Raw genomic sequence first — 12,042 nt, 5'->3', positions numbered from 1 at the left:
GGTGGGCTGTGCCGGGTGGGCTGTGCCGGGTGGGCTGTGCCGGGTGGGCTGTGCCGGGTGGGCTGTGCCGGGGTTTCCCGCCGGCCCGAACGCCGGATTGTTCAACGGCCGTCAGGCCGTGCCAAGGCGGGAAAGCGTGCCTTGACACGGCCTGACGGCCGCTGAGGCGGCTGCGTATCGGTCGGCAGGGGGGTGTGGCCGGAGGGGCGTTGTGGCGTGAACCGTTGTTGCGGCGTGAGCAGAGCGCTGAGGGTTGGGCGCTGAGCGCCGCTCCTCTCGCCGCGCAACTCCGCCATGTCCGCTGCTCTCGCCTCGCCCCCGGCGCCGTGCCAAGCACCCGTGGCCGCCGCCTTCACCTCGCCGGATAGGACATTTCCGGCCTCTGTGAGGTGCGCGTCAAGAATTAGGCCCGGTGTCGTGGGCGCGTTACCTCGTCCTCACCGGGTGTGAGCCTGGGTGGCCGATGGTCTTGAGCGTGACCGTGATGAGCGTCGATGTCACCCCCCTGCCCGAACCGTCCCGGCCGCCGCTGGCCGTCGTTGGGCCGCTCAAGCGGGCCCGGCGGCTTGTCGTCCTCGGTGATTCCACCGCCGTTGGGCTTGGTGATCCGCTTCCTCGGCGTGCTGGCTGGCGGGGTGTCGGTCCGCTCGTCGCCGCCGCTCTCGGTGTCGATGACGGCGGTTATCTCAATCCCTCGTTCGCCGGGGCGCGGATGCGGTGTGTGCTCACCGAACAGGTGCCCGCCGCCGTTGCTCACCGGGCCGATGTTGCGCTGCTCGTCGCCGGGATGAACGACACCCTGCGTCCGGACTTCGACGCCGCTCGGATCGCCGCCGATCTCACCGAGGTGATCCGGCGCCTCCGCGAGGCCGGGACCACCGTGCTGCCCGTGCGGTTCCACGACCACAGCAAGGTCTTCCGCCTCCCGCCGTCGCTGAAACGCGCGCTCAGCGCCCGTGTTGCCGAACTCAACGCCGCCATCGATGACGTCGTCGGCCGTGAAGGCGTGGCCTGTCTCGATCTCGGCCGGCTGCCCGGGGCCTACGACCTGGCGTCCTGGAGCGTCGACCGGCTGCACCCCTCCGAACTGGGGCACCGCATGCTCGCGAGCGGCTTCACCGGGCTGCTCGCCGACGCCGGGTTCTCGGTGCCCGAACCGGTGAGCCTCACCTGCGGTGGCGGTGTCGAGCCGAGCACCACCGGGCACGTGGGGTGGCTGGTGCTCAAGGGAATCCCGTGGCTCTGGCGCCGGGGCCGCGAATTCCTGCCCTACGCCGCCGTCATCATGTGGAACTCGTTCCGCGCCCGCTGAACACCCGCAGCGCTTCCACGTCCGAAGCCGGGTTGCGGACGAAGAAGTCCGCCCACTCCTCGATGTCCGGGTACGCGCAGTGCTCCGCGAGGAACCGGCACGCCGCCTCGACGTCGTACTCCGTGCGCCGCAGTTCGACGCCGTCGCCGAGCAGGGCCCAGTGCGCACCCCCTGCTCCATACGGCATGCCGACGCTGCCGGGGTTCACCACCAGCCGCCGGTTCGCGAGCCGGACGAACGGCATGTGCGTGTGCCCGCAGACCACCGTCGACGCGGAGACGCCGTCCAGCACCTCCGCCCAGCGCTCCGGAGGAGAGTCGACGAGCACGATCTCGGTGTCGTCGCGCGGGGTCGCGTGGCAGAACAGCACGCCGTCCACGGTCACCGTCAGGGGCAGCGCGTCGAGCACCGGGAGGTCGGCCGGACGCAGCTGCTTCGCCGCCCACGGGAAGATCGGGTCCGGGACGAAGGAGCCGCCGGTGCGCGCGGATTCGGCCAGCTCGCGGTCGGCGTTGCCGCGCACCCACACCGCGCGGCCGCCGAGGGCTTGGAGCCGCTCGAGGGTTTCGACGGGCATCGGCCCGGCGAGCAGGTCGCCGAGCAGCACGATCTTCTCCGCCGCCCGGACGTCCGGCTCCGCCAGGACCGCCTCCAACGCCGGGAGGACCCCGTGGATGTCCGCCAGCACCGCCACGTTCACCGGTCCACCATCGGGCAAGCCGAGCGCCCCGGGCGAGCGATTTCGCCCAGGGCGCAACCGGCCTACCTCGTCGTGAGCGGCAGTTCGCGCACTCCGGTCATGTTGGGGTTGATCTGGAACTTCGGCGGCTCACCCGGGATCGTGCGCAGCTTCGGGTAGCGGTCGAGCAGGATGTCCAGCGCCACCCGGCCTTCCAGCCGCGCGAGCGGCGCGCCGATGCAGAAGTGGATCCCGCGGCCGAAGGCCAGGTGCGGGTTCTCCGCGCGCAGCGGGTCGAACGTGTCCGGGTCGCGGAACACCCGCTCGTCGCGGTTGGCCGCCGCCACCCAGCAGAGCAGCATCTGGTCGGCCGGCACGGTGACGCCGCCGACCTCGACCTCCCGCATGGTCACCCGGGCCACCGCCGCGAACGGCGTCAGGTACCGCAGTGACTCCTCGATCATCGGCGGCACGAGCGAGCGGTCCGCGCGCACCCGCTCGTCCCACTCCCGGTGCGTGTCCAGGCACAGCACCGCGTTGCCGAGCAGCATCGTGGTGGTGATGTGGCCGGCCAGCAGCAGGATGTTCGCGAAGTTGACGACGTCGGAGCGGGACAGCCGTTCGCCGTCCAGCTCGGCCTCGACCAGCTTCGTCAGCAGGTCTTCCCGCGGCTGCTCGCGCCGCTCGTCGACGTGCACGCCGAGGTACTCGGCAAGCGCTTTCTGGCCTTCCTGGGACGCCCGGATCGCCGCGTCCTGCTTCTCGTCCGTCTTCACCAGCGAAATCTGGTTGGCGGACTCGAACATCTTGTCCACCCAGCCCTTGAACAGGGTCCGGTCGCCGGCCGGGACGCCCAGCAGCTCGGCGATCACGATCACCGGGAGCGGATAGGCCAGGTGCTCGACCAGCTCCAGCCGGTCCCCGGCCGGGATCGCGTCCAGCAGCTCGTGGGTGATCGCCGCGATCCTCGGCTCGAGGTCCGCCACCACCTTGGGGGTGAACGCGCGGCTGACGAGCTTGCGCATCTTGTTGTGCAGCGGCGGGTCCAGCTGCAGGATGCTGCCCGTCGACAGGTCGTAGTCGGGGTCCTGCAGCATCTCCTTCGGGATCAGCCGGGTGGTGTCGGACGAGAAGGTCGCCGGGTCGCGGAGGATTTCTTCGATCTCCGGGTGCCCGTAGACGTTCCACATCCCCAGCTCCGCGGCGAACTCGACGCGCTTCTCCGGTTGCTTCCCCCGCAGCCAGAACTGGGCCTCGTGCAGCCCCCAGGTGTCGGCGAGCGTGGTGGTCATTTCCGCCCCTTTCCCCGTGTGGCCCCGGGATCAGCCGGGTGCCTTGGCGGGATCGTGTGCGTAGATCCCGTTGCGATAGCCCGAGACGAGCTCCTCGAGCGCCGAACTCAATTCCGCCGCCACCGCCGCGACCGTGCCGGGATCGGGCTCCCCGGGCGGTTCGAACGCGGTGCGGATCAGGTGGGCCAGGACGTCCGCCTTCTCCTCCAGGGGGATGGCCTCGAACTCGCCCGAAAGCGTGTCGCCCAGGTAGAAGCCGAGCGTGGCGGCGTGGAGCGCGTAGGTCAGGTGGGGGATGTCCGCCCGGATCAGCCCGTGCCGGAGCATCACCTCCTCGAACCGCACGCCCAGCTGGTCCTGCTGCTTCTTGAGGGCGACGTCGCCGAGCGAGCCGAGGATCTCGGCGTTGCCGCGCAGGATGGCCATCACCAGTGGACGGCGATGGGTGATCAGGAACGACCCCGGGATCATCCGGTGGGGCAGGATCATCGCCGGGTCGGCCTTGATCGCGGACAGCAGCTCGTCGGTCAGATCGGCCGACTCCCGCATCATCAGCGCCTGGAACAGCAGCTCCTTGGTGCGCCAGTGCAGGTAGACGGTGCCCTTGCCGATGCCGACCGCGCGCGCGACGTCGTCGATCGCCACCTTGCGGTAGCCCATGCGCAGCAGCAGCTCGCCCGCCGCGTCCAGGATCCGGTCGGCACGCTCGCGGTTGGGATGGCTCATGCGTCTCCACCTGTGGTTTTCGTTGAGCATTTGACTGGTTGACGCGAATCGCACTTTCGGTCAACCGGTCATTACGACGGTAGCGCCGATCCGGCGACCGGGGCAAGCGGTTCTGTCGGTGCGGTCGGTTAACGTCATCGGTGTGGCACAGGACGAGCTCTTCACCGTGAACGCCGACATCGCGCCTCCGCCGGAGCGCACGGAGTCGAACGCGGGCGCGGAACCGCAGGCCGACCCGGCGAGTTCGCCGCTGGCGGTCCGGATGCGGCCGCGGTCGCTCGACGAGGTCGTCGGTCAGCAGCACCTGCTGCGCGAAGGCGCCCCGCTGCGGCGGCTGGTGGAGGGCGCCGCGCCGGCGTCGGTGCTGCTCTACGGCCCGCCCGGCACGGGCAAGACGACGCTGGCCAACCTCGTCTCGATCGCGACCGGCCGCCGGTTCGTCGCGATGTCCGCGCTCTCGGCCGGCGTCAAGGAAGTCCGCGGCGTGATCGAGGAGGCGCGCCGGCGGCGCCAGTACAACGCCGAGAACACCGTGCTGTTCATCGACGAGGTGCACCGGTTCTCCAAGACCCAGCAGGACGCGCTGCTCGGCGCGGTCGAGGACCGCACGGTGCTGCTGGTCGCGGCGACGACCGAGAACCCGTCCTTCTCCGTCGTGTCGCCGTTGCTTTCGCGGTCGCTGGTGCTGCAGCTGCGCCCGCTGACCGACGCGGACATCACGGAGCTGATCGAGCGCGCGCTCGCCGACGAGCGCGGCCTCGGCGGCGAGCTGACGCTGACCGAGGACGCGCGCGCCCACCTCGTCCGGCTCGCGGGCGGCGACGCCCGCCGCGCCCTCACCGCCCTGGAAGCGGCGGCGGACGCGGCGTCGGCCACCGAGGCGAAGACGATCGACCTGGCCATCGTCGAGTCCACAGTGGACAAGGCCGCGGTGCGCTACGACCGCGACGGCGACCAGCACTACGACGTGATCAGCGCGTTCATCAAGTCGATCCGCGGGTCCGATGTGGACGCCGCGCTGCACTACCTGGCCCGGATGATCGAAGCGGGGGAGGACCCGCGGTTCCTCGCGCGACGGCTGGTCGTGCACGCCAGCGAGGACATCGGGATGGCCGACCCGACGGCGCTGCAGTCCGCCATCGCGGCCGCGCACGCGGTCCAGTTCATCGGCATGCCGGAGGGCCGGCTGGCGCTGGCGCAGGCCACCGTGCACCTGGCGACGGCGCCGAAGTCGAACTCGGTGATCAAGGGCATCGACGCCGCGCTGGCGGACGTCCGCGCGGGGCTGGCCGGCACGGTGCCGCCGCACCTGCGCGACGGGCACTACGCGGGGGCGAAGAAGCTGGGCAACGCCCAGGGCTACCGGTACCCGCACAACGTGCCGGAGGGCGTGCTGGCGCAGCAGTACCCGCCGGACGAACTGGTCGGCCGCGACTACTACGAGCCCACCGAGCGCGGCGCCGAGCGGACGCTCGCCGACCGCGTCCCCAAGCTGCGCCGGACGATCCGCGGCGATCGGTGAGCCGAGCGGGCGGATCGCCGGGCCCTGATCGGCTTCGCGGGCCGCGGCGGTCGGGATCAGCGGGTTTCGTAAGCTGCACGCCTCGAAGGTGACCCGAAACCCGCAGGAGGCGTGCCCGTGCCCGCGACGCTGCAGTGCATCGTCCTGGACTGTCCGGAACCGCTGGTGCTCGCCCGCTTCTACCAGGCCCTGCTCGGCGGCGAGGTGGATCGCCCCGACCCGCGGTGGCGCGTGGACGAGGACTGGTCGACCCTGCACGTCGACGGGCTGGTCCTGGGCTTCCAGCGGGCCCTCGGCCACCGCCCGCCGCGCTGGCCGGACCCGGCCTTCCCGCAGCAGTTCCACCTCGACTTCGAGGTCGACGACTTCCGGGAGTCGCACGAGGTGGTCCTGGCCAACGGCGGCCGGCTGCTCGACCCCGACCTCGGCGGCCGGGGCTGGCGCGTCTACGCCGACCCGGCGGGCCACCCGTTCTGCCTCCTGGGCGACTACTGAGCGCGCGGGCTCGGCCCGGCTTGGGCACGATGGCGGCATGACTGTCGCGTTTCTCGGAACCGGGATCATGGGCGCCCCGATGGCGGCCAACATCGCCAAGGCGGGCCTCGACGTCCGGGTCTGGAACCGGACCCGGGAGAAGGCCGAGCCGCTCTCCGACGTTGCCACGGTCGCCGATTCGGCGGCGTCGGCGGCCGAAGGCGCCGACACCCTGGTGACGATGCTCGCCGACGGCCCAGCCGTCGCCGAGGCGTTCGAAGCCGCTGCGCCCGCCTCGGGGACGTTGTGGCTGCAGATGAGCACGGTCGGCCTCGACTGGACCGACCGGCTCGCCGCGCTGGCGGAGCAGGCGGGCGTGGTGTTCGTGGACGCGCCGGTGCTCGGCACCCGGCAGCCCGCGGAGCAGGCGCAGCTGCAGGTGCTGGCGTCCGGCCCGGAGGAGGCCCGGCCCAAGGCGACGCCGGTGTTCGACGCGGTCGCCATCAAGACCCAGTGGCTGGGCCCGGCCGGCAACGGCAGCCGCCTGAAGCTGGTGCTGAACGCCTGGGTGCTCGCGCTGACCAACGGCACGGCCGAGAGCCTCGGCCTGGCCCGCGCGCTGGGCCTGGACCCGGCCCTGTTCCTGGAGACGATCAAGGGCGGCGGCCTCGACGTCGGCTACGCGCACGTGAAGGGCGCCGCGATGCTGTCGGGCGAGTACCCGCCGGCCTTCCCCGCGAGCCTGGCGGCGAAGGACGCCCGCCTGGTGGTGGAAGCGGCGGGCGAAGACGTCGACGTGGCGGGCGCGAAGGCGGTGCTGGCCCACCTGGAGGCGGCGGTGGAAGCCGGCCACGGCGACGAGGACATGGGGGCGCTGTACCGCGCGGTGCTGAAGGAGCGTTAGAGGAGCGTCGCGAGCCGGTCCACGCCCAGGGCGCTGGTCAGCAGGCGTTCCTTCGCGTTGCCCAGCAGCTTCCGCGTCCACGGCGTGAAGCCGCCGTCACCGACTTCGGCGAACTCGCCGCCGAAGGACGCGTACACCTTGAAGCAGAGGCCCTCGTAGTACCCACCCCGGCCGCCTTCGCGCCCCGGGAAGGGGTGGACCGGCACGTCCGGCACCGCGTCGAGCAGGCCCTCGAACCGGGGGTCGAGCACGGTCACGCGCACCTCGACCGCGCTCAGCGCCCGGCACGCCGCGGCTAGCAGCCGGGCGTGCTCGCCCCGGCGCAGGAGGGCGAACGGCAGCGGGCTCGGCGCCGGGAACCGGTCGGCCCGGTGCCGGCGCGGCACGCCGGCCGGCCGTGCCGCGTGATCCGGCGGCCGCACTGTGGGCCGGGCCGGCAGCGCTCCCGCCCGGCCCGGCGAGCACCGTCCGGCCGGGTCCGATCGCCCAGGTGCGCCGCGTGGTGGTCGAGGGGCGGCACGAAAGCAGGCCCAGGCCGCCGGGGCGCCCCCCGTTCTCGACTCTACCGGCGGGCACCGACAGTTTCGGCGGGCCGGACAGTCCCGGGCGAGGAGTTTTCCGGGCCCGGCGGGGTGACACGGTCGGGAACCCGGCCAGGCGGTAACCTCACCAGCACCCAAAGACCCGTGAATCGAAAACGCAGTCCCGTGAACCGAGGAGGGCCCGTGTCGGCAGGGCAGATCGCCGCGTTGATCGCCGCAGGAGCATTCGTGGTGCTGGTCGTCCTGCTGGCGATCCCGCTGATCAAGCTCGGCAAGACGCTGGACGCGGCCACCGAGGCGATCGAGCGCACCAACAGCAACACCGATCCGCTGCTGATCGGCGCGAACGAGACGATCACGCACGTCAACACCCAGCTCGAGCGGGTGGACGGGATCACCGCGAACGCGCAGGCGGTCACGGGCAACGTTTCCGCGCTGGCGTCCGTGTTCACCGCCACCCTGGGCGGCCCGCTGGTCAAGACCGCGGCGCTGTCCTACGGGCTCAGCAAGGCGATCAAGGCGCGCAAGAAGAAGAGCGCCTTGAAGGCCGCTAGGAAGGCCGGGAAATGAAGCGGCTGTTCTGGCTCGGCGTCGGCGTGGTCACCGGCGTCGTGCTCTCCCGCAAGGCCGCCGAAACCGCTCGTCAGGCCACTCCCGCCGGGTTAGCATCGAACCTGGGGGACGCCGTGCGCGAGCTGGCGGGTGCCGTGGGTTCGTTCGGCGCCGAGGTGCGCGCGGGCATGAACGAGCGGGAACAGGAGTTGCACGACATGGTCGAGGAGCGGGCGGGCGTCACCACGCCCCGCGCCGAGGGGCGGCACGCCGCCGCGGCCCGGCGCCCGGTCCGGCGAGCTCGCCGGGCGGAGGGCTGATCCGGGCCTGCCCGGAACCCTTCCGCCGTCGCCGCCGACCCCGTTCTGCACCACCGGTACCAAGGACTGACCGTGGACACACACGAAATCACCGATCGTTTCCTGCGCCATTTCGAGAGCAAGGGCCACACGCGCGTGCCCAGCGCGCCGCTGATCCTCGACGACCCGAACCTGCTGTTCGTCAACGCCGGCATGGTGCAGTTCAAGCCGTACTTCCTCGGTGAGGCGCCGCCTCCGTACCCGCGCGCGACCTCCGTGCAGAAGTGCGTGCGCACGCCGGACATCGACGAGGTGGGCAAGACCACCCGGCACAACACGTTCTTCCAGATGGCCGGCAACTTCTCCTTCGGCGACTACTTCAAGGAAGGCGCCATCGAGGCGGCCTGGGAGCTGATCACCAAGCCCCAGCCCGAAGGCGGCTTCGGCCTCGACCCGGAACGCATCTGGGCGACGGTCTACAACGACGACTCCGAAGCGGCCGGGCTGTGGCGCAAGCTCACCGGCCTGCCCGGCGAGCGCATCCAGGCCCGCGACGGCAAGGACAACTACTGGGACATGGGCGTGCCCGGTCCCGGCGGCCCGTGCTCGGAGATCTACTACGACCGCGGCCCGGCGTACGGCCGCGAGGGCGGCCCGGTCGCCGACGAGGATCGCTACATCGAGATCTGGAACCTCGTCTTCATGCAGGACGTCCGCGGCGACCTGAGCCCCAAGCTGGGGCACAAGCCGATCGGCGAGCTGCCGAAGAAGAACATCGACACCGGCATGGGCGTCGAGCGCGTCGCGACGATCCTGCAGGGCGTCGAGAACGTCTACGAGACCGACCTCGTGCGCCCGGTCATCGGCCGCGCCGAGGAGTTCTCCGGCCGCCGCTACGGCAGCAACCACGCCGACGACGTCCGCTTCCGCGTCATCGCCGACCACGCCCGCACCGGCGTCATGCTGATCGGCGACGGCGTCACCCCGGGCAACGACGGCCGCGGCTACGTGCTGCGCCGCCTGCTGCGCCGGATCGTCCGGTCCACGCGCCTGCTGGGCGTGCAGGAGCCGGTGCTGCAGGAGTTCGCGAAGGTCGTGCGCGACACGATGGGCCCGACCTACCCCGAGCTGGTCTCCGGCTTCGACCGGATCAACGAGGTCGTCCGGATCGAGGAGGAGGCGTTCCTCTCGACCCTGACGAGCGGCTCGCGCATCTTCGACATGGCGGCCGAGGAGACCAAGCGCGGCGGCGGCGACGTGCTCGCCGGCGACAAGGCGTTCCAGCTGCACGACACCTACGGCTTCCCGATCGACCTGACCCTCGAGATGGCGTCCGAGCAGGGCCTGAGCGTCGACGAAGAGGGTTTCCGCACGCTCATGAACGAGCAGCGGACCCGCGCGAAGGCGGACGCGGCGGCCCGCAAGACCGGCCACGGCGACCTCTCCGAGTACCGCAAGGTCCTGGAGCAGCACGGCGAGACGGAGTTCCTCGGCTACACCGACCTGCAGGCCGAGGCGAAGGTCGTCGCGCTGCTCGAAGACGGGCAGCCGGTCCGCAGCGTCGCCGCGGGCAGGAAGGCGGAGCTCGTCCTCGACCGCACGCCGTTCTACGCCGAGAGCGGTGGCCAGGTCGCCGACACCGGCGTGCTGCTGGGCGACGGCGTCGAGCTGAAGGTCCTGGACGTCCAGAAGATCGTGCCGGGCCTGTTCGTGCACCGCGTCGAGGTCACCGACGGCGAGGTCGGCCTGGACACCAAGCTCACCGGCTCGGTCGACACGCACCGCCGTCTCTCCATCGAGCGCTCGCACTCCGCGACGCACCTGGTGCACGCGGCCGTCCGCGGCGCGTACGGCAAGCGCGCGGCGCAGGCGGGTTCGCTGAACTCGCCGGGCCGCATGCGGTTCGACTTCACCACGCCGGGCTCGGTGTCGGCGGACGTGCTGACCGAGGTCGAGCAGGAGGTCAACGACTACCTCCAGACCGACGTCGAGGTGCAGAGCTACACCACGACCAAGGACAAGGCCCTCGAGCTGGGTGCGGTCGCGCTGTTCGGCGAGAAGTACGGCAACGACGTCCGCGTGGTCGACATGGGCGACTACTCCCGCGAGCTCTGCGGTGGCACGCACGTCGAGCGGATCGGCCAGCTCGGCCTGGTCAAGCTCGTCTCCGACGCCTCCATCGGCTCGGGCGTGCACCGCGTCGAGGCGCTGGTCGGCACGGACGCGCTGAAGTACGTCCGCAAGGAGCAGCTGCTGGTCTCGCAGCTGGCGAACACCTTCAAGGTGCCGTCGGACCAGCTGCCCGGCCGCATCGAGGACGTCCTGACCCGGCTGAAGAACGCCGAGAAGGAGATCGCCCAGCTGAAGACCCAGCAGGTGCTGGGCTCGGCGGGTTCGCTGGTCGACAAGGCGCAGGAGATCGGCGGCGTCACGGTCGTCGCCGAGGTCGTCCCGGACGTCGACGGCAACGGCCTGCGCGCGCTCGCCTCCGACATCCGCGGCCGGCTCGGCGCGCGGCCCGGCGTGGTGGCGCTGTTCTCCCCGGCCGGCGAGAAGCTGAGCTTCGTCGTCGCGACGACGAAGGCGGCGCAGGACAAGGGCATCGCGGCGGGCAAGCTCGTGCCGTCGTTCGCCGGGAAGATCGGCGGGCGGGGAGGCGGCAAGCCCGACATGGCCCAGGGTGGTGGCACGAACCCGGCCGGTGCGGCCGAGGCGGTCACCGCCCTCCGTTCGGCGATCGCCGGCATTGGTTAACCGCGGAAACCGCGGCCCGGATCGCCCAGGCAAGGACGATCCGGGGCGCGGCCGTCGGCTCGGAGTGGATGTCGGATCCGTCCGGGTCGGGGTGGCGCTGAGCGATCCGGCCCCGGTGCTCGCTTCGCCATTGGTTACCCTCTCCCGCGATGCGACCGACGACACTGACCTGGACCACCTGGCCGCCCTCGTCACCGAACACGAGGTGGTCGAGGTGATCGTGGGCCTGCCGAGAACGCTCGCCAACCGGCAGGGTCCGGCGGCCGAGCTGGCGATCGCGTACGCTGAACGCCTGGCCGGGCGGATAGCGCCCGTGCCGGTCCGGCTGGGCGACGAGCGGCTGACCACGGTCACCGCATCCCGCATCCTCTCCCAGCGCGGGGTCAAAGGCCGCAAGCAGCGTGCGGTGGTCGACCAGGCCGCCGCCGTCGAGATCCTGCAGGCCTGGATCGACGCCGCCGCTGCGCACCGCGCCCGGGAGGGAGACCGATGAACGAGCAGCCACCCGAACCCCCACGCGGGCGCCGGCGACTGCGCGAGCCGGAAGCGGCCACCCCGCCGCCGTCCCGGCCCGCACCGCGCCGCGCCGACCCGCGGGCCGCGGAAGCGCGCCGCACGCCGAGCGGGCCGCACGAGCTGCCGCCGCGCCGCGGCCAGGCACCCAGTGGCGAGCACGACCTGCCCCAGCCCTCCCGCCGCGCCCGGCGGGAGGAACCGCCGGCCTACGACCCGCGCCGCGGCGCGGCGCAGCCCGGCCGTCGCCGCCTCGAGCCGCCGGCCACGCTGCCCCCGGCCGACACCGACTTCGACCCGCAGGAGCGGCGAGCCGCCCCGGCCCGCGCCGCCCACGCCCGGCACGGCCTCGACGAGGGCTCCGAGGTCGAGCCGCCGGCTTCGCGCCGGCGTCGCGCGGCTCCCGAGCCCGACGAGGGCGCCGAGTTCGAGCCGCCGGCTTCGCGCCGGCGTCGCCCGGTTCCCGAGCCCGA

The 12,042-nt window shown here is 72.1% G+C and carries 12 protein-coding genes and 1 pseudogene; 9 read left to right on the top strand and 4 right to left on the bottom strand.

Going from position 1 to position 12,042, the window contains the following annotated elements; translation table 11 throughout:
* The first annotated feature begins 463 nt into the window (after positions 1 to 463).
* On the top strand, positions 464 to 1,312 hold the full coding sequence (locus C2L58_RS22200) for an SGNH/GDSL hydrolase family protein (RefSeq protein WP_103339541.1): 849 nt from the start codon (positions 464 to 466) through the stop codon (positions 1,310 to 1,312).
* Here the strand turns inward: C2L58_RS22200 and C2L58_RS22195 are convergent.
* The 3 genes from C2L58_RS22195 to C2L58_RS22185 form a co-directional block, all read right to left on the bottom strand.
* Positions 1,284 to 2,012: a metallophosphoesterase family protein gene (locus C2L58_RS22195; protein WP_103339540.1), complete on the bottom strand. Its 729-nt coding sequence runs from the start codon at positions 2,010 to 2,012 to the stop codon at positions 1,284 to 1,286. The two genes, C2L58_RS22200 and C2L58_RS22195, sit on opposite strands and share 29 nt — an antisense overlap.
* Before the next feature lie 62 nt (positions 2,013 to 2,074).
* Complete coding sequence (locus C2L58_RS22190; RefSeq protein ID WP_103339539.1) at positions 2,075 to 3,283, bottom strand: cytochrome P450; 1,209 nt, start codon at positions 3,281 to 3,283, stop codon at positions 2,075 to 2,077.
* 30 nt (positions 3,284 to 3,313) lie between these two features.
* Complete coding sequence (locus C2L58_RS22185) at positions 3,314 to 4,009, bottom strand: TetR/AcrR family transcriptional regulator (protein WP_103339538.1); 696 nt, start codon at positions 4,007 to 4,009, stop codon at positions 3,314 to 3,316.
* A 142-nt stretch (positions 4,010 to 4,151) separates the two neighbouring features.
* On the opposite strand from C2L58_RS22185, the gene C2L58_RS22180 reads away from it, so the two are divergent.
* The 3 genes from C2L58_RS22180 (at position 4,152) to C2L58_RS22170 (ending at position 6,909) form a co-directional block, all read left to right on the top strand.
* Positions 4,152 to 5,531, top strand: coding sequence for a replication-associated recombination protein A (locus C2L58_RS22180; protein WP_103339542.1), 1,380 nt, complete (start codon positions 4,152 to 4,154; stop codon positions 5,529 to 5,531).
* Between the two features lie 117 nt (positions 5,532 to 5,648).
* Entirely contained in the window at positions 5,649 to 6,026 is a 378-nt protein-coding gene (locus C2L58_RS22175; RefSeq protein ID WP_103339537.1) for a VOC family protein, read from the top strand.
* A 37-nt stretch (positions 6,027 to 6,063) separates the two neighbouring features.
* The gene (locus C2L58_RS22170; protein WP_103339536.1) at positions 6,064 to 6,909 is read left to right on the top strand and encodes an NAD(P)-dependent oxidoreductase; all 846 of its coding nucleotides are present in this window, start codon (positions 6,064 to 6,066) and stop codon (positions 6,907 to 6,909) included.
* On the opposite strand, the gene C2L58_RS22165 is transcribed toward C2L58_RS22170, so the two are convergent.
* The gene (locus C2L58_RS22165; protein ID WP_199191378.1) at positions 6,906 to 7,295 is read right to left on the bottom strand and encodes a hypothetical protein; all 390 of its coding nucleotides are present in this window, start codon (positions 7,293 to 7,295) and stop codon (positions 6,906 to 6,908) included. The two genes, C2L58_RS22170 and C2L58_RS22165, sit on opposite strands and share 4 nt — an antisense overlap.
* A gap of 339 nt (positions 7,296 to 7,634) precedes the next feature.
* Between C2L58_RS22165 and C2L58_RS22160 the strand changes: the two genes are divergently transcribed.
* The 5 genes and pseudogenes from C2L58_RS22160 to C2L58_RS22140 all read left to right on the top strand — a co-directional run.
* A complete protein-coding gene (locus C2L58_RS22160; protein ID WP_013224580.1) occupies positions 7,635 to 8,021 on the top strand; it encodes a DUF948 domain-containing protein in 387 nt (128 codons plus the stop codon).
* Positions 8,018 to 8,323, top strand: a complete 306-nt coding sequence (locus C2L58_RS22155; RefSeq protein WP_103339535.1) for a hypothetical protein — start codon at positions 8,018 to 8,020, stop codon at positions 8,321 to 8,323. The genes C2L58_RS22160 and C2L58_RS22155 overlap by 4 nt, the downstream gene beginning before the upstream one ends.
* 72 nt (positions 8,324 to 8,395) lie before the next feature.
* Positions 8,396 to 11,056 carry an alanine--tRNA ligase gene (alaS, locus tag C2L58_RS22150; RefSeq protein WP_103339534.1) on the top strand — a complete coding sequence of 887 codons (2,661 nt, stop codon included), beginning with the start codon at positions 8,396 to 8,398 and terminating at the stop codon, positions 11,054 to 11,056.
* A gap of 64 nt (positions 11,057 to 11,120) precedes the next feature.
* Positions 11,121 to 11,549 (top strand): Holliday junction resolvase RuvX, encoded by a 429-nt coding sequence (ruvX, locus tag C2L58_RS22145; protein ID WP_233225854.1) that lies wholly within the window; start codon positions 11,121 to 11,123, stop codon positions 11,547 to 11,549.
* Positions 11,546 to 12,042: pseudogene (locus C2L58_RS22140) on the top strand (endolytic transglycosylase MltG); the annotation flags it as partial. The gene ruvX and the pseudogene C2L58_RS22140, both read left to right, overlap by 4 nt.

Origin of the sequence: Amycolatopsis sp. CA-126428 (assembly GCF_002904335.1) — a bacterium.
Classification (GTDB): domain Bacteria; phylum Actinomycetota; class Actinomycetes; order Mycobacteriales; family Pseudonocardiaceae; genus Amycolatopsis.
This window is presented reverse-complemented; position numbering and strand designations above follow the sequence as displayed.